Source organism: Gardnerella sp. c17Ua_118, from assembly GCF_055804255.1.
Window position 1 is genome coordinate 1,345,990 of sequence record NZ_JANUYT010000001.1, and the last position, 18,102, is coordinate 1,364,091.

13 protein-coding genes and 3 tRNA genes are annotated in these 18,102 nt (G+C 44.0%); 13 read left to right on the forward strand and 3 right to left on the reverse strand.

What is annotated here, in order from left to right; translation table 11 throughout:
* Positions 1 to 156: 156 nt before the first annotated feature.
* The gene (gene brnQ, locus NYP69_RS05370; RefSeq protein ID WP_347343766.1) at positions 157 to 1,713 is read left to right on the forward strand and encodes a branched-chain amino acid transport system II carrier protein; all 1,557 of its coding nucleotides are present in this window, start codon (positions 157 to 159) and stop codon (positions 1,711 to 1,713) included.
* 259 nt (positions 1,714 to 1,972) lie between these two features.
* On the opposite strand, the gene NYP69_RS05375 is transcribed toward brnQ, so the two are convergent.
* Entirely contained in the window at positions 1,973 to 2,320 is a 348-nt protein-coding gene (locus tag NYP69_RS05375) for a phenylpyruvate tautomerase MIF-related protein (RefSeq protein ID WP_018620267.1), read from the reverse strand.
* A gap of 137 nt (positions 2,321 to 2,457) precedes the next feature.
* On the opposite strand from NYP69_RS05375, the gene NYP69_RS05380 reads away from it, so the two are divergent.
* From NYP69_RS05380 to NYP69_RS05420, 9 genes are all read left to right on the forward strand, one after another.
* The gene (locus NYP69_RS05380) at positions 2,458 to 2,967 is read left to right on the forward strand and encodes a GtrA family protein (RefSeq protein ID WP_162861489.1); all 510 of its coding nucleotides are present in this window, start codon (positions 2,458 to 2,460) and stop codon (positions 2,965 to 2,967) included.
* Positions 2,968 to 2,990: 23 nt separating this feature from the next.
* Positions 2,991 to 3,623, forward strand: a complete 633-nt coding sequence (locus NYP69_RS05385) for a histidine phosphatase family protein (protein ID WP_464411020.1) — start codon at positions 2,991 to 2,993, stop codon at positions 3,621 to 3,623.
* A 90-nt stretch (positions 3,624 to 3,713) separates the two neighbouring features.
* On the forward strand, positions 3,714 to 4,652 hold the full coding sequence (locus tag NYP69_RS05390; RefSeq protein WP_473413011.1) for a hypothetical protein: 939 nt from the start codon (positions 3,714 to 3,716) through the stop codon (positions 4,650 to 4,652).
* A gap of 27 nt (positions 4,653 to 4,679) precedes the next feature.
* The gene (gene gltX, locus NYP69_RS05395; RefSeq protein ID WP_473410716.1) at positions 4,680 to 6,242 is read left to right on the forward strand and encodes a glutamate--tRNA ligase; all 1,563 of its coding nucleotides are present in this window, start codon (positions 4,680 to 4,682) and stop codon (positions 6,240 to 6,242) included.
* Between the two features lie 181 nt (positions 6,243 to 6,423).
* A tRNA-Glu gene (locus NYP69_RS05400) sits at positions 6,424 to 6,496 on the forward strand.
* A gap of 40 nt (positions 6,497 to 6,536) precedes the next feature.
* Positions 6,537 to 6,608, forward strand: a tRNA-Gln gene (locus NYP69_RS05405).
* Between the two features lie 844 nt (positions 6,609 to 7,452).
* On the forward strand, positions 7,453 to 8,898 hold the full coding sequence (locus tag NYP69_RS05410) for a metallophosphoesterase family protein (RefSeq protein ID WP_004133527.1): 1,446 nt from the start codon (positions 7,453 to 7,455) through the stop codon (positions 8,896 to 8,898).
* Between the two features lie 98 nt (positions 8,899 to 8,996).
* The gene (gene murA, locus NYP69_RS05415; protein WP_004133526.1) at positions 8,997 to 10,355 is read left to right on the forward strand and encodes a UDP-N-acetylglucosamine 1-carboxyvinyltransferase; all 1,359 of its coding nucleotides are present in this window, start codon (positions 8,997 to 8,999) and stop codon (positions 10,353 to 10,355) included.
* A 189-nt stretch (positions 10,356 to 10,544) separates the two neighbouring features.
* Complete coding sequence (locus NYP69_RS05420) at positions 10,545 to 12,638, forward strand: serine/threonine protein kinase (RefSeq protein ID WP_473410717.1); 2,094 nt, start codon at positions 10,545 to 10,547, stop codon at positions 12,636 to 12,638.
* 50 nt (positions 12,639 to 12,688) lie between these two features.
* Here NYP69_RS05420 and NYP69_RS05425 read toward each other — a convergent pair.
* Both NYP69_RS05425 and NYP69_RS05430 read right to left on the reverse strand, forming a co-directional pair.
* Positions 12,689 to 12,761, reverse strand: a tRNA-Ala gene (locus NYP69_RS05425).
* A gap of 125 nt (positions 12,762 to 12,886) precedes the next feature.
* Positions 12,887 to 13,582 (reverse strand): DedA family protein, encoded by a 696-nt coding sequence (locus NYP69_RS05430; protein WP_004131648.1) that lies wholly within the window; start codon positions 13,580 to 13,582, stop codon positions 12,887 to 12,889.
* A gap of 195 nt (positions 13,583 to 13,777) precedes the next feature.
* On the opposite strand from NYP69_RS05430, the gene NYP69_RS05435 reads away from it, so the two are divergent.
* From NYP69_RS05435 to NYP69_RS05445, 3 genes are all read left to right on the forward strand, one after another.
* Complete coding sequence (locus NYP69_RS05435; RefSeq protein WP_473410719.1) at positions 13,778 to 14,434, forward strand: teichoic acid transporter; 657 nt, start codon at positions 13,778 to 13,780, stop codon at positions 14,432 to 14,434.
* Positions 14,435 to 14,554: 120 nt separating this feature from the next.
* Positions 14,555 to 14,824, forward strand: a complete 270-nt coding sequence (rpsO, locus tag NYP69_RS05440) for a 30S ribosomal protein S15 (RefSeq protein ID WP_004131651.1) — start codon at positions 14,555 to 14,557, stop codon at positions 14,822 to 14,824.
* A 480-nt stretch (positions 14,825 to 15,304) separates the two neighbouring features.
* Positions 15,305 to 18,064, forward strand: a complete 2,760-nt coding sequence (locus tag NYP69_RS05445) for a polyribonucleotide nucleotidyltransferase (RefSeq protein WP_473413012.1) — start codon at positions 15,305 to 15,307, stop codon at positions 18,062 to 18,064.
* Positions 18,065 to 18,102: the final 38 nt, after the last annotated feature.

Here is an 18,102-nt window from a genome sequence, read left to right on the forward strand (position 1 = left end):
TTGATTAGGAGACACGCGCGAAATTGCAAATTTTTGTCTATTAAGTACATGCGATTTATTAATATACCCCCTAATATTATTTTTCGGTTTCAGTTTTGTTATTCAATGCGTTAAATAATATGCTTAAACAATTTTCACCATATAGGAGGTGTAAGCATGAGCGTCACAACACAAAGTGTCAGCACAGACAGTGCCCCGAAAAAAAGGAACTTGACAATTATTGAATCCGCATACGTGGCGGTCATGTTGTTTGGCATGTTCTTTGGCGCTGGAAACCTTATTTTCCCAGTATTCCTTGGTGCTAACGCGGGAAACAATTCTGCTCCTGCAGCATTAGGCTTTATTGTTACTGGCGTTGGTTTGCCATTGTTAGGCGTTACGGCTCTTGCAATGAGTCGCGCAAACGGTCTTTTTGAACTTTCAAGCAAAGCTAGTAAAAAATACGGCATGTTCTTTACATGCGTTCTTTATTTAACAATTGGCCCGTTCTTTGCAATTCCGCGATGCGCAACAACTTCATACACTGTTGGCTTGGAGCGAATTATTCCGCAAGACGGAAATGGGCAATTGTACTTGTTCTTGTTCTCTGTAGTGTTCTTTGCGCTCGCGTTCTTCTTTGCTATGAAACCAAGCGGCATACTAACGTGGGTTGGTAAAGTTCTTACGCCAATCTTCCTTGTGTTCCTAGCGGTTTTGGTATTTACTGCACTATTTTCCCCTATAAGCGGTGCTTCTTCAGATGCTGCTCCTATGGGAAATTACGTTAATAAGTCATTCTTTACGGGATTCTTAGATGGCTACAACACAATGGATGCTTTAGCTAGCTTGGCATTTGGAATTGTGGTTGTTAGCACCATTCGCCAGTTTGGTGTAAAAGATCCTAAAGATGTGGCAGTAAATACTGCTCGCTCTGGATTCTTTAGCTGCTTGCTAATGGCTTTGATTTACGTTGCGATTGTTGTTGTTGGTGTGCGTAGCCGTGCTCTGTTCCCACCTGCGGAAAATGGTGGCGTAACTTTGGCACAAGTTGCACGCTACCATCTTGGAAATGCTGGCTTATTCGTGCTTGCTGCAACAGTAACGCTTGCCTGCTTAAAGACTGCGGTTGGATTAATCGTAAGCTGCTCGGAAACCTTCTCTAAGTTATTCCCTAAGGGTCCTAGCTACCGTGTTTGGGCTGTATTGATTACGCTTGTTTCGTTTGGTCTTGCAAACTTTGGATTGAGCGCAATCATCGAATACGCGGTTCCAGTATTGATGTTCTTGTATCCACTGTCAATCGTATTGATTCTTTTGGCTTTGTGTGGTCGACTTTTTGGAAATTCCAAGGTCGTGTATGCTTGGACACTTGGTTTTACTGGTGTTGCAGCTGTATTTGACTTTTTGAATAGTTTGCCAACAGCTTTGCGCAACGCATTGCATATGAACGATATGTTGATTGTTGCTCAAAACTGGTTGCCGTTCTCGGAATTTGGAATGGCTTGGGTTTGCCCTGCTGTTGTTGGATTTGTTGTTGGCTATGTTCGCATGGTTATATGTGACAACAAAGGTATGGAAGAAGTGGCTCGCGTAGCTGCTGGCCCAGATCTTGAAGGCAGCGTTGCTAGTAGTGATGACTATTCTTCAAGCAGCTCTGAGTTTGACGAGTCGGATGCGTTAGCTGTATCTGCTGAGTCTACTGTTGACGAGCCTAATTTTGGCAATCGATCCTAGTGACTATTGGTATTGTGTAAAAGCGCATAACATATAAGAAAAAATTCAGTTGTCGACATTTTGTCGACAACTGAATTACATCGTCTGACGGGAAAAATATGAGACAGACGCCGCTGATATGCAAGGAATTTTGCGCATTATCCAATCAATACCATCTTCAAAAGCTGGATTATTAAATCAAAAGCCTACGGCACGTTTTCACGTGCTGTAGGCTTTGTCTTTAAGTTATTTGATGGCGATTTTTGTATAAAACTTGCGACTAGAAGTTGCCGCCGTTCCAACCCCAGTCAGTTGTTGCAGTGTAGCGAATATAAGTGCGATCCTGTGGAATTCCAAGCTCGCGATTCAAAGCTGCCATAATCTGCTCTGTCAACTTTTCCCAAGTCGAGCCTGGAACGCTAGAACCAAACACGTTCACTTCAACGTAAGCTGCAGGTTTAGTATTATCTCCTGCAAAATAAATTGGCATGTTGTCTTCAAATGGGCACATAAGCCAATGTTCGCTTTTGCCTGGAACTGCGCTAATCGCCTTGCCGTACGCTGCTTTTAAGGCATCGCGCTGAGCAGGTGTAGTGCTTACAGAAACGTGAGTGTGAATAACTGGCATAATCGCTCCTTTGCTAAATTTTATAAATTTGCTAAGTTTTATAAACTTGTGTTACGCAACTTGTGTTACGCAATAATAAACTTGCGCTACGCAATAATTATAGTGAATTGTTAACCTCCGCGTGTTTAATTGAATGTATGAAAAAACTTATTGAACAGGTTGTTAAATTTGGAATCGTAGGCATCATTGCGCTGATTATTGACGTAGCGTTGCTAAATCTGCTTCTTCTTGTGCATCTTAATAACGTTGTTGCTGGAACAATATCTTTTATAATCTCACTTATTTTTAACTACATTGCCAGCATGAAGTACGTGTTTAAGCACCGCGAAGACATGGCTCGTTGGATGGAATTGCTAATTTTTGTTATTTCTGCAGTTATTGGTTTGCTTATTAACGATGCGATTATTTGGCTTAGCACGCTTGGAATGGTTGAAGCTTTGCGTGGTACTGCGATTTACATGCTTCGCACAAACATTGGCAAGCTTATTGCAACAGTTGTTGTAGCTGTGTGGAATTTTGTTATTAGAAAGTGGCTTTTAGACGACACAAAGTCGCAAAAACCTGATTATGATGCCGCTAAAGATAATACTTTTGCTCACAAGTTGGGCGAGTGGTCGTTAAGCCACACTCCAAAAGGCTGGAAGTAGGTTTGGAAGTAGGTTTATAAAATATGCAAGCTACGACTATTCATTTTGTGCGCCACGGGGAAGTGGAAAATCCAAATCACGTGCTTTACGAGAGATTGCCAGGATTCCATCTTTCTGCGCGAGGCGTGCGAATGGCAAGAGCTACTGCGCAATATATTGCGACTGTTCCGCAAATGCGTGGGATTAGCGCGATTTACTCGTCTCCTTTAGAGCGCACGCAAGAAACAGCGCAACAAATCGCAAGCGCTTTGCAAATCGGCCCGATTATTTTAGACAAACGTCTAATCGAAGCAGAAAACAATTTTCGAGGAAAAAGAATCGGCTACGGCGAAGGCGCTTTGTGGAAAAACAACAATTGGAAGCTTGTATCTAACTTGTGGAAGCCAAGTTGGGGAGAATCCTACAAAAGCATTGCTGCGCGCGTTGGCGATTTTGCGCGCGAGCAAGTGAAAAATCACCCAGGAGAGCAAATCGTAGCTGTAACGCACGAATCGCCAATATGGTCTTATCGTCATTTGCTAGAAACGGGTCACGCGGAGCACAATATGCTTTTGCGCAAAACGGCCTTGGCGTCGATTACTTCGATTACGTTCGATTGCGCAAATATGAATGTGCTTTCCATCACATATGTGGATCCTGCGGCGCGTGTGCAATAGAACGTGTGGAATAATAAGCAATAGACTTTAAAATATGCATAAAAGATGCGTAGAAACTGTTTTTTACAGCTAATGCGAAGGAGCGTTATTATGGGTGATTCTGTAGAAAAGCTGGATTCAAAAGCTTTAGATTTGCTTGAGTCTGCTGCAAAGTCGGCCGCGGATTTGACTAAATTGTGGCCTTTAAGCGAGGCTCGCCATTTAGATAATGACGCAAAATATGCGGAAAACCTGGAAGTTAGGGCGATTCGCGCTATTGCACGAATTATTACGGATTTAGACGTTACTGTTCCAGATGCAGAGTTTGTGTATGAAGGTGCAGACGAAATTCCAGGACGCCCGCAAGAGATAGTTGACGCGCTTTTGGCTGCTGCAAGCGCTTACGATGATATGGATTTATGCTACGACCCAGACTATAGCGAAGCGCAAGAAGAGCTAGAAAACAACACGAATGATGTTAACGCTATTTTTAGCAAGCTTGAATCCAATCTTTCTAACGATGTTAACGCAATCAACGGTGCTGCGGATTCTTTAAGTGTTGCTGGTAATTGGAGTGTTGAGAGCTTGCAAGATGCGTTTAGATGCGCAAAACAAGAGTGTGATTTTTGCGGACTTAATTCTGTAGAATCGCAAAAAATTACTGCAATACTGTTTATTCTTAAAAGTCTTATTGAAAAAACAAGCAACATTTACGAAACTTTGCCTATATTCCTATATATTAACGAAGTGTGTGAGTGTGCTGGAATTCCTCGAATGATGTTTAAGGATAATCAGTGGCGTGAGCTTGTTGATTGCGTAAAAAGTGGCGATGGTGGCGAAAATAGCGAAACTGGTATGAGCGCGCTGGTTGAATTTGCGGCCCCATTGCTTGAGCGTGAATGGTCAAAGCATAAGGAAGACGTTCTTTGGGATCCAGAAGTTGCTAAGAAGCTTGCAAAAGAAGAAGACGATAGAAAGTCTCGCGAAGCTCTTGCTGCTAAGTTTGCGCATGTGGAAGGTAATAAGGAATCAACGCAAGCTCTTGACTAGATTGGCACGTCCGTAACGCGCGGCACAATGGAACCTATGACTGATACAGAGGAAACTCAAGAAGTTGCTAATAATGCAACAAAATCCACAAAGCCTGAACTTCCAAAGAATGTTCGCGTGCGTTTTTGCCCTTCGCCAACTGGTACGCCTCACGTAGGTATGGTTCGTACCGCTCTGTTTAACTGGGCGGAGGCTCGCCACACGCATGGCAAGTTGCTTTTCCGCATTGAAGACACGGACAACGAGCGAGATAGCGAGGAAAGCTATCAGCAGATTATTGAGGCTCTTCGTTGGCTCAATATTGATTGGGACGAGGGCATTGATGTTGGCGGAGAAAATGGCCCATACCGCCAGTCTCAACGTATGGAGATTTATAAAGACGTAGCGAAAAAGCTTTTTGAAGCAGGATACGCTTATGAATCCTTCTCTACTCCAGAAGAGATTAAAGAGCGCAATATTGCTGCAGGTCGACCAGCTGAGTTTGGCTATGATGGCTACGATCGCAACCTTACTGAGGAGCAGAAGCAAGCTTTCCGCGATGAAGGTCGCAAGCCTGCGCTTCGCTTAAAGATGCCAAATGAAGACATTACTTTTAATGATTTGATTCGTGGCGAAATCACTTTTAAGGCGGGTTCTGTTCCTGATTATGTGATTGTTCGACCAAATGGCGATCCGCTTTACACGCTTACAAACCCTGTTGACGATGCATTGATGGATGTAAACGTGGTTTTGCGTGGCGAAGATATTCTTAGCTCCACACCTCGTCAGATTGTGCTTTACCGCTATTTGATGGAGATGGGTATTGCTAAGGAAACTCCGCTTTACGGCCACATGCCTTATGTTATGGGCGAAGGTAAGAAGAAGCTTTCTAAGAGAGACCCTGAGTCTAACTTGTTCTTGCATAGAGATAACGGCTTTATTCCAGAAGGCTTGTTGAACTACTTGGCTTTGCTTGGATGGTCGATTGCGCCTGATCGCGATGTGTTCTCTATGGACGAGATGATTGAAAAGTTCGATGTGCGCGACGTTAAAGCAAACCCTGCACACTTCGACTTAGACAAAGCAATTTCCATTAACGCTGAGCATATTCGTATGCTTGAGCCTCAAGATTTTTTGAATCGTTCTGTGCCTTACTTGCATAAGGATGGCGTAGTTAGTGCGGACAATTGGGATGCGTTGACTAGTCGCGAGCGCGGGGTGCTTAGCGCTGCCGCTCCTCTTGTTCAGCCTCGCGTGCGATTGCTTGGTGAAGTTGCTGGCATGGTTTCTAGCCTGTTAAGCGAAGATGGCTACATTGAGCCAGATGATGATGCTCGTAAGCAGCTTAAGGAATCTGCTGGCGATGTGCTCGATGCGGCTATTGCTGCTTTGCAAAGTGTTGATGAGTCTGATTGGCATACAGATTCTTTGCACGAGCTTTTGAACAAGAAGCTTGTTGAGGAAGCTGGTTACAAGCCGCGATTGGCGTTTGGCCCTGTGCGAGTGGCTCTTTCTGGCCGCCGCGTTTCTCCGCCACTGTTTGAGTCCATGGAAATCGTGGGCAAAGACGTGACTTTGGCTCGTTTAGCTGGATTGCGTGAGCATTTGTAAAAATGATTAAGCTTTAACACGATTTGCCCCCAATGCTTGTTGATTTTGTTTGCTTGGGGGCATTTTTGTAGCTGATTTATGGTCGATTTGGATGTAGCGCGACACGCCGCTAGTTGCATATACTTGCGTTATGTTGTAAAGTCGACATTTGTTGCGTCTAGAGGCGTAGCAAATAAATTAAGCCCCCGTCGTCTAGCGGCCTAGGACTACGCCCTCTCACGGCGCCAACACCGGTTCAAATCCGGTCGGGGGTACAAAGACGGAACGGTTCCAAGAGCCGCGAAGCCTGCCAATTGGGGTATGGTGTAATTGGCAACACAGGTGATTCTGGTTCATCCATTCTTGGTTCGAGTCCAGGTACCCCAGCGAATAGCTCTCGTAATCGCGGGGGCTTTTTTTGTTCGCGAATCGACTTGCATGGGCGCTTTGACTGAGCTTGAAATTGCATAATGCATTTCAAGCTCCTTCAAAGCGTGATTTGGCTCAAATGTAAAGTCCAGTGGACTTTACATGCCAAATCAGCCGAGCGGCTACTAATAGCCGTGAGGAATAGCGTAGCGTGCGAATGCAATTCGGAGCGCTGAGCTTGCTCAAGGTTGAAAGCACGGTGTGCTTTCAACGCAAGCGAGGACGTTCGCGCGCTTAGACCGCGTGCGAGTCGACGATTTCGAGCTGCATAATGCGTGAGAAATCACCTCGACTCGCTGAGCCGCTCAAGGCAGAAGCACTGCTTCTGCGCGGCGAGGACGTTCGCGCAACTAATCCGCGCGAACGATGTGACGGGTTTTGTACCAAATTTGGCCTAAATCACGTACAAAGTGCGTCAATTGGTTTCTGTTTTGCTGCTTACGCGCCTCTTGTGCGAATATTCATCAGCTTAGCTTTACACACTTTTTGGCCTATAACCCTACGAAAATCCCACTCAAATCCCACGCAAAACAAAACCCCGAGTGATTGGCTCGGGGTTTGAAAGAAGAGAAGAAGAGAGGTTCAGTTATTAGTTCTAAATCACTGATTATTGTGATTTATTCCGTCTATGCTTTATATCTAACCACTCTTTTCTTAATGCGAATAGGTTATTAGCTTAAAGTTATCTTAAAATATTGTAAAAAAACGCTATTTTTGCGGCGTTTTGCGGCCTTCTGCCGTGTTTTTCTGTGTTTTTCCGTGTTTTGTTGATACGCCAGATGCTGTGCCGTATGCTTGAACTATGTTAGAAATTGCAGAATCTGATAAAAGCGACTCTAAGATTTTGGAAAGTAGTCTAAACGGGCAGGCGACTTCTCCAAACGCTAAGTCGTCAAGTTTTGCTAAGTCATCTAATGTGTCTAAGTCATCTAATGCATATGATTCGTCAAAGCTACCAACATCCGTCTCTGCAAGATTAGGTAAGTTGCAATTTCATCTTTCGGGAAAATTCCGTGTTTTACAGTTTGCAGATGTTCAAGATGCGCCAAAAATCAGCAAAGACACGATTAAGCTTATAGAGTCTGCTTGCGATGCAGTTAGGCCAGATATTGTGATTTTTAGTGGCAATCAAATTGCAGGATATGCTAAAGATTTTGCGAACACATTTGTGCGAAGACGCTGGGATGAGTCGCAAGATAACCGTGGAGTAGGTGCGCGTGGAGTAGATGCGCGCAAGTCGCATGAAAAAGATTTGCAAAATACGCGCAAAAAAGTCTTAGATCATATTAAATGCATGGTAAAGCCTTTAGAAGAACGCTCAATTCCTTGGGCGCTAACGTACGGGAATCACGATTTTCAGTGCGGATTAAGCAACGCGGAGCTGGATTCTTTGTATCAAGAGTTTTCGGGATGCTTGAATCGCCAGCAAACCGATGGAGAATTTTCTAGCGGATCCGCCATGTCTCTTCCAAAAAGCATTTTGCCAAATCAAATCATATTTCCTTGTAAAGCAGGAACATTCGCTTTGCCTGTTATGGACGTAAATCAAGAAAAAGTCGTATTTTCTATTGTTCTTGTAGATTCTGGCGATTACGAAAAGCGCGGCGGCTACGGAAGTCCTTCTAGCAAGGCACTTGACTTTTTAGCGGATTTGCCAAACTTTTTGCCGCCAAAATTCTGCGTTTTTCAGCATTTTCCGCTTCCGCAATACTACGATTTACTGCGCGAAGTTGCTAAAGATTGCGCTGCTAAAGAAAACGCTATCGAAGGATATAGGCGTTTTGCTGGAAAATACTACGCTTTAGACGATAATTGCGTTTTGCCAGATGGGTATCTTGGAGAAGGCGTGAGCTGCCCAGATAAAGACAGTGGGGAATACAATATTTTGCAAAAGATTGGTGCTTTTGCTTTTTGCGCAGGGCACGATCACAGAAACGCGTTTGCGGGCAGGTGCAAGGATTCTGGCATGCTTCTAATGGCCACTGCAACGTGCGGTTTTGCATCTTATGGGCCAGTGGCTTCTAAATGCGGAGCAAGGCTTCTTGAGTTCGACATTCGTCACCCTTACGAGCCTAGAACGCAAATGCTGGAATTTGGCGATTTAGTTGGCAAAGCATCGTCTAAAAAAGCGTACACATATGGATTAAACGCGGATTGTAGCCACGATTTGCCAGAAGTCGATTTATTGCAAAAGCCTTCACTTTTTGCAAGGATTTTAAGAAGATGGCGGTCTATAGTTGCAAAATAGCACGCGATTATTGTGCGATTGCAACGTCGTTTACATGCGATTGGCACGCGTATCGGTATTATAGTTATTAGTTTTAGTTGCAAACGAAAGAGGTAAATGTGTCTGCGCAAAACACGGCTGAACATAACGAAAGTGGCATCGACGCTGCAGACGTTTTACATGTAGAAGGTGGCAAGCCGCTTAACGGAACGATTAAAGTTCGTGGCGCAAAAAACTTTGTTAGCAAGGCGATGGTTGCAGCGCTGCTTGCTCCTGGAAAATCCGTGTTAAAAAATGTTCCAGAGATTAGAGATGTTCACGTTGTTTCGGATTTGCTTCGATTGCACGGTGTAAATGTAAGCGTTGATGGTGCTGCAGGCGTTGTTAGCATTGACGCAAGCAATGTTCAACTTGCAGACGTTGCCGACGTAGACACGTTATCGGGGTCTTCTCGCATTCCGATTCTGTTTTCTGGCCCGCTTCTTCACAGGCTTGGCGAGGCTTTTATTCCAGCGCTTGGTGGGTGCAATATTGGTGGGCGTCCTATAGACTTCCATCTTGAAACTTTGCGCAAGCTCGGCGCAAATGTAAATAAAGACCACGAAGACGGTATTCACATTACTGCTCCAAACGGTTTGCACGGAACTAAAATCCATCTTCCTTACCCTTCGGTTGGTGCCACTGAGCAAACTCTTCTTGCTGCTGTTCTTGCAGAAGGAAAAACGGAGCTTTCGGGTGCAGCAATCGAGCCAGAGATTATGGATTTGGTGGCTGTTTTGCAAAAAATGGGCGCAATCATCTCTGTAGACGTTGATCGCACATTTAGGATTGAGGGCGTTGATAAGCTTCAAGGTTACAATCACACTGCTTTAACAGATAGGATTGAGGCGGCATCTTGGGCTTCGGCGGCGCTTGCGACTCACGGAGATGTGTTTATTAAAGGCGCAACTCAGCCAGAAATGATGACGTTCTTAAACGTGTTCCGCAAAGTTGGCGGCCAATTTGACGTTGCAGATAACGGTATTCGATTCTGGCATCCAGGTGGAGACTTGCATCCAGTTGCTATTGAAACTGACGTTCACCCTGGTTTTATGACAGATTGGCAGCAGCCGCTTGTTGTTGCTTTAACGCAAGCTAAAGGCTTGAGCATTGTGCATGAAACAGTGTATGAGAATCGTTTTGGCTTCACGAAGCCGCTTGTGCAAATGGGCGCAATGATTCAGCTGTATCGCGAGTGCTTAGGTTCGCTTCCTTGCCGATTCCAGCAGCGCAATTACAAGCATTCTGCTGTGATTTTTGGGCCAACGCCTCTTACTGGTCAAGATATTGATGTTCCAGATTTGCGTGGCGGTTTTAGTCATCTTATTGCCGCTCTTACAGCTAAGGGGCCATCTAACGTTAAGGGCATTTCGCTTATTGACCGCGGTTATGCTGACTTTAGAGGCAAGCTCACTGCTCTTGGCGCAGACATTGATTAGTGTGATTAATGCTAGCAACTATAACAACGCAAGCAACGATAGCAATGTGGATAACTTTTCCCTTATTTTTCTAGGGCTTTTATGGCTTTGGTACACATTTTCCATTAAGTCTTTTCTTTGCATGAATTAGTGCATAGAGTTTAGCGCACAGGATTATTATCGGTTTGATTTTATGAAAGTGCGGTAAATATGGTTTGTGTAGGTGGAAAATATCAGCTTTTGGGAAAGCTTGGTTCGGGCGGAACTTCTAGCGTTTATCTTGCTGTAGACAATGTTTTACACAAAAAATGGGCTGTTAAAGAAACGTCTGATGAGCATCTAGATAGTGATAAAAAAGCTTTGATTTTGCAATCGCTTCGAGCAGAAGTCGAGGTTTTGAATCATTGCAATCATCCTTGTATTCCTAGAATCGTTGATTTTTTTGAGGAAAATGGCAGAGCGTACGCAGTTCGCGACTATGTTGAGGGAAGTTCGCTAAAAACGATTATTACGCAAAGCGGAGTTATTGCTCCTAGTCAGGTATGCGCTTTAGGAATCCAGCTATGCGAATTATTGCAATATCTTCACTCGTTAAATCCAGCTGTTGTTTATTGCGACTTAAAGCCTTCTAACGTTATGATTTCTAATGATTCTAGTGTGCATCTAATTGATTTTGGCTCTGCATTAGAGCTTAAAGGCGAAGATGGTGTTTTGGTGCAACCAAGTCGATTTAAGCAAGATGCGCGTTTTGCAACATGTGGATTTGCAGCTCCCGAGCTTTTTGAGCAGGATGCTAAAATCGGCGTTTTTACAGACGTTTATGCGCTTGGAGCAACGTTGTTTTACGCGCTTACGGGTACATGCTATTGCGAGAGTTCCAATCATTCCGATTCCTCTTTAAGTTTTAACAATTCCGATTTTTCTAGTTTTTCTAGTAATCAGACTTTAGATTTTAAGGATTCTAATAAATCTCATCCGCTTACTAACTTCGATTTGAGCTGCGACGATTGCGATAGTGGTGTGCGCTATGTGTTAATGCGCGCATTGGCGCATAATCCAAAGGACCGATACGAAGATTGTGCGGAGTTTTCTCAAGCGTTAAAAGATTGTTTAGAAGATTTAGAATTTGGCGAAAAAGTTGAGTCAAATATGGGAGAATCTGGTCTTGTTTTGCGCAATAAAGAACGTGCGAGAGGTGCGCAAACTCGCAAAAAATATGATGCAAGTCGTAGCAGCCATGCTCTCTCGCGATTGCGCGTAGAAAGTGGTAATCAAAATATTGGCAAAAGACACAAGAAAAATGGTGTTAAAAATGGTGTTAAAAATGGCAAGAAAAATATTTTTAAGATTGTTTGTTGCGCCTTAATGGCATTTATTGGATGTATTGTTTTTGCATTTGCTTGTAAATCCGTAATAACAAACGCAAGTAGAGCAAAAGTAAGCGAACTGCGCTCATATGTAAAAAGCGGCAATATCCCTACAAAAAACAAGAACGCTAGCAACATAACAAGCAGTGTACAAGAATATAAAAAGTACATGTCTAAGGCTGCAAAATCAACAGATTCTAAGCAAATTGTTGAATATGTTAACAAAGCTATGTCTTTACAAGTAAAGCTTTTTAATGCAAATGTTCAGCCTATATCCATTCAGCCAGCGTTGCGACTTTTAGTAAACCAGATTGAAGATTTTCGATGGAGTGCAAGCGAAAGAGAAGATTTTACGTCGTTTGTTAATAAGTACAAGTCGGATCTTAAAAAATCCGAAGATTGGTATGAATTATGCTTATCTGTTGGAAAAGCGTATTGGTATTACGGTGTTAAAGATAAAGAAGAATCAAGTAGTGCGAATAGAAAGGAACGTATTGAACAGTCTGCAAAGTGGTTTGAAGAGGCGCTAAAGGGTGTTAAGGCAAAGGATTATGAGTCAGCGTTAATGTATTCCACGCTTGGCAAAGGCTACTTAGATCTTACAAACTATTCACAAGCTAAGCCAAAGCCTAAAGTGCGAGAGTATGCTGGAAAGTTGCGCGCTTTTGTTGAAAATGCAAAGAAAAACGAAAATGAGATTGTAAAAATAGATGCAAGTGAGATTGTGTTTGAGTCCCTGAACTCTTGGAGTGCGCAATTTAAGGCAGATGGCGTAAATCAAGATATTGTTGAAAAGATTTTTGACGATGCGTTGGATTTAGCGCGGTCTTTGAAGTCGCAAAATAAAAACGTTGATAACAGAGTTAAGAGCATAATGAGCCAGGCAGATCCGCTAATCGATTCGATTGAAAACGCATTCGATAACAGCGGTGCTTAGGATTTGCAAAGAAAAAGCCCACTGCGGTGGAATGAATGCAGTGGGCTTAGTGGAGCTAATGGTAATCGAAACCACGACCTCTTCGATGCGAACGAAGCGCTCTACCAACTGAGCTATAGCCCCAATGTTTTACACAACTCTGCACACTGTACTACAAAATGCGTAAAAGTACAACGCTAGAAGTGATGGAGTGTTGTAAAACACGATTAATTTTGCTTAAGTTATTTTGCTTAAGTTATTTTGTTAAGCTAATTCTGGTGCGCTTCGTTTTCTAAGCGTTTTTTGGCTTTGTTGGCAGCGTGAGCTTTGTAAAGCCCAATAAAAGTTGGAACAAGAGAAATAAGCAAAATCGCCACTATAACAAGCTCAAAATTCTTTTGAACAAAAGGAATATTGCCAAAGAAGTAGCCGAGAAGAGTAAAAAGCGATGACCACACTATTCCGCCAAGAACAGAAAAAGGAGTAAAACGAGTCCAGCGCATGCCAGAAATGCCAGAAATAAATGGCATAAATGTGCGTATAAATGGGAAGAATCTGCCTAAGAACACGGCAATTGGTCCCCACTTATCAATCATTTGCTCTGTTTTAGCAATGCGTTCTGGTGTTAAGGCCTTAACTTTGCCTGATTCAACGATTCGCCTGCCAAAAAAGTGGCCAATAAAGTAGTTGCATTGGTCACCAATAATGGGCGCAATCCAAACAACGGCGAGCAAAATCGCAAGTGGAAGCGAGCTTTTACCTGTTTGTGCATCTGGTGCTGCAAAGAATCCAGCAGCAAAAAGCAAGGAATCGCCAGGCAAGAATGGGAAGAACACAACGCCTGTTTCAATAAAGATGATTAGAAAAATCAATCCTAGTGCGGGTGCAGTTCCCATAGCAATCCAGCCAGCTATAGCAGAGCGCGGATCTTTAAGAAGGTTAAGAATAAAATGAATAAAACCCATGTGTGTACCTAAATCTGTTTGTGATTGCGCATTTTGTTGCAATCGCGTGGAGTATCATTATATTGCACGCTTTAGATAGGGGAATGTGGCTGGTAAGGTATTCACTAAGATTTGCCGTTACTAGATTTGTTGTAACAAATTTAATCTAGTCTAATCAGCACTAAGAGTTTAGCACGTTAAAGGAGAGTGCAAGAGATGGATCAGCGTAAAGCAAACGCTAATGCTGCTAATGCTAACGCAGATGAAACCCTTGAGTCGCCTGGCGAATTGGAGTCGGAGCTTTCTATAGCAGATATCTCCAAGCGCCACTCAAATCCTAAGCGTTGGGTGCTTTATTTTGCGATTCTTCTTGTAGCGGTTGTTGTTCCTTATTGGGCAGGTAGAACTTTGGCAGTTCAACACACTGCTTGGGTTGTTAAGAATTTTTCTGGATTATCTGCGCAGGGAGTTGTGTTTATTGCTTGGGTTACAACAGTTGCAACCGCTACAGCTTTGGCAATGGCGCTAATTGAGTCTAGTAGATGGCTTTGGCGATTCTTGCTTGTTGTTTTTCTAACGATTGAACAATTTATTAGCGGATTATGCTTGTTGCGCTTAAGTTTTTGGTATTCAACATACGTTGTTTATGGGTCAGCAAGTGGACTTGCAAATGCTGCAAATCTTGGAATAATCTCTGCTGGATTTGGCGTTGCTGTTTATGCGATTTTATTTGTTGGATTGCTTGTAATGGTTCCTAAAAAGTCGCGATTAAACGTTTTGACTTGCAGCTGGGCTTCGTTAATAATGTTTTACGCTATTGAAGTTCTTGCGATTCTTGTTGTGATTTTTGGTGGATTTATTACTGCTATGTAGGCTTTATAAGCTTGTTTGGGCATAGTTGTAACATTGAAACTCGGCGTGTAACGCCCGCGGATTTGCAAGCGCTGTATTAAAGGATGCGGCACCGCGCAGTAACTACATAAGGAGGACGCCGTGGCATTAACGGCTGAAGATAAGAAGAACATTATCAACGAATACGCAACGCACGAGGGTGACACGGGTTCCCCAGAGGTTCAGGTTGCTTTGCTCAGCAAGCGCATCTCCGACCTTACCGATCACTTGAAGGAACACAAGCATGATCACCACTCTCGTCGTGGTATGATGCTCATGATTGGTGACCGTCGTCGTCTTCTTGATTACTTGAAGCGCGTAGACATTAATCGCTATCGTTCTTTGATTGATCGACTCGGATTGCGTCGATAAGTCTTTTTGCCCGAGCGTAAGCTCGGGCTTTTGTATTTATGCATCTGTATTTATGCGTATTGTTTATGCAATTCTAGTGAATTTAGTGTGTTTGAAGTAGAATTAAAAAGCTTGATTAAATGGCTGAATTTGAGGTTTGAAGATTTAAGTTTGAAGATTTAAGATTAACGATTTAGATTCTAAGCTAAATAATTTAAGAATAATTGATTTAAGGTTAAATGATTTAGTATTTAAGCGATTTAAGATTTAAGATTTAAGCGATTTAGTTTTAGCAAGTTCTTAAGTTTGCAGGATTTATAACTGAAGAATAAAGCATAATTGAATATGGATGATTGAAGTAACCGAAACAAAAAACTACGAAATGTTGGTTATGCATTTTGCAAAGATTCGCGCGGATGTTAGGTAAAGGTAACAAAAAAGCGAGTCTGCCAATGACGACGCATGTTGGTTGATTAGGTAAGTTAAGAAAAGGAGGAACCCGTGGAGGGTCCCGAAATTAAGGCTGTAGAAGCCGTTATTGATAATGGTTCATTTGGAAAGCGTACGCTACGCTTTGAAACTGGTCGCCTCGCTCAGCAGGCTGACGGTGCTGTTGCCGCATACTTGGATGATGATTCCATGATTTTGTCGACGACGACTGCAGGATCTAGTCCAAAAGAAAACTACGATTTCTTCCCACTGACTGTGGATGTGGAAGAAAAAATGTACGCTGCTGGTAAGATTCCAGGATCTTTCTTCCGCAGAGAAGGACGCCCGTCAAATGAGGCAACGCTTGCGTGCCGTATTATTGACCGCCCATTGCGCCCGCTTTTCCCACACACTTTGCGTAACGAAGTGCAAGTTGTAGAAACGATTTTGGCAATTAATCCAGATGATGCTTACGACGTTATTGCTTTGAACGCTGCATCTGCTTCTACTATGATTTCTGGTTTGCCATTTGAAGGTCCAGTTTCTGGTGTGCGTTTGGCTTTGATTGATGGCCAGTGGGTTGCATTCCCTCGTTGGAGTGAGCGTGAGCGTGCTGTATTTGAGATTGTTGTTGCTGGTCGCGTTATTGAAAATGGCGATGTTGCGATTGCAATGATTGAAGCTGGCGCTGGTAAGAATGCTTGGAATTTGATTTATAATGAGGGTCAAATTAAGCCAGATGAGGAAGTTGTAGCTGGAGGCTTAGAAGCCGCAAAGCCGTTCATTAAGGTTATTTGCGAAGCGCAAAATGAGTTGAAGCGAATTGCGTCTAAGGAAACCAAGGAATTCCAGCTGTTCCCAGAGTATACGGATGAGCTTTATGCAAGAATCGATGAGATTGCTCATGCTGATTTGAACGAGGCTCTTTCTATTGCAGAAAAGCTTCCACGCCAAGACCGCATTGCGGAAATTAAAGAAGGCGTGCGCGAGGCGATTGCGCAAGAGTTTACTGATATGGACGAAGCCGAGAAAGAAAAGGAACTCGGCAATGCGTTCAAGGAGTTGCAGCGCCAGATTGTTCGTCGTCGTATTTTGACGGAAGATTACCGTATTGACGGCCGCGGCTTGCGCGATATTCGTACGCTTAGTGCAGAAGTTGATATTGTTCCTCGCGTTCATGGTTCTGCGCTCTTCCAGCGCGGCGAAACCCAGATTTTGGGCGTAACTACTTTGAACATGCTTAAGATGGAGCAGCAAGTGGATGCGCTTTCTGGCCCACAAACCAAGCGCTACATGCACAACTACGAGATGCCTCCATACTCCACTGGCGAAACGGGTCGCGTTGGTTCTCCAAAGCGCCGCGAGATTGGTCATGGTGCTTTGGCAGAGAAGGCTTTGGTGCCAGTTTTGCCAAGTCGCGAAGAGTTCCCATATGCTATTCGTCAAGTATCGGAAGCTATTGGTTCCAACGGTTCTACGTCTATGGGCTCCGTGTGCGCTTCTACGCTTTCTTTGCTCGCTGCTGGCGTTCCTTTGAAGGCTCCAGTTGCTGGCATTGCTATGGGCTTGGTTTCCGGAGACGTTGATGGCAAGCACATCTTTAAGACTTTGACCGATATTCTTGGCGCAGAAGATGCGTTTGGAGATATGGACTTTAAGGTTGCTGGTACGTCTGAATTTATTACTGCTTTGCAGCTTGATACTAAGCTTGATGGCATTCCAGCAGACATTTTGGCTGCTGCTTTGCAACAGGCTCACGAGGCGCGCACGACTATTCTTGAAGTGATTAACGAGTGCATTGATTGCCCAGCAGATATGAGCCCATTTGCTCCACGCATTATTACAACTACGATTCCGGTAGATAAGATTGGTGAAGTGATTGGCCCTAAGGGCAAGATGATTAACCAGATTCAAGAAGAAACTGGTGCAGAGATTGCTATTGAAGATGATGGTACTGTGTACATCTCTTCCGAAGGCGGCGAAGCTGCTCAGAAGGCAAAGGAAATCATCGATTCTATTGCAAATCCGCGCATTCCAAAGGCTGGTGAGACTTTTACTGGCAAGGTTGTTAAGACTACGAGCTTTGGTGCTTTCGTAAACTTGACTCCTGGAAGCGACGGCTTGTTGCATATTTCCCAGATTCGTAATCTTGCTAACGGTGAGCGCATTGACACTGTTGAAGATGTGCTTAAAGAGGGAGATACCGTAGAAGTAATCGTGCAAAGCGTAGATGAGCGCGGTAAGATTTCTTTGGCAATTCCAGGTTTTGAAAATCAAGAGTCTTCGGCGCCAGCGCCTCGTGAAAATCGTGGTCGTGGATCTCGCGAAGATCGTGAAGATAGGGATGATCGCAGAAGTGACAGTAGGCGTGCTCCACGCGACGATAGGGATGATAGAGGAGATAGAGGAGATAGGGACGAGCGTCCTCGCCGCCGTAGCGTTCGCGATGATCGCGATTCGCGCTATGACGATAGGGAAAATCGTTCTGATCGTTCCAGCCGTTACGATGAACGCTCTTCTAGAAGGGATGATCGCAGAAGCGATCGCTACGATAACAACGATTATGACGAGCGTCCTCGCCGCCGTAGCGTTCGCGACGATCGCTATGACGACCGAGATGATAGCTCAAGCGAGCGCGCAGAGCGTTCCGATCGTTCCGACGACCGCGCAGAGCGTCCTCGTCGCGGATCGGATCGCAGAGTGAGCGACCGCAATTTGCGCTACGCTGCAGACGACGATCACTACGATGAGTACCGCGCTGCTCGCGAGGAGCGCTCTGAGCGCCCTCGTCGCAGAATCCGCCGCGATTTTGACCCATTTGACGAGGATTAATCGCAAGATAAAGACGCAAGCGCATAAGCGCCTAGTCA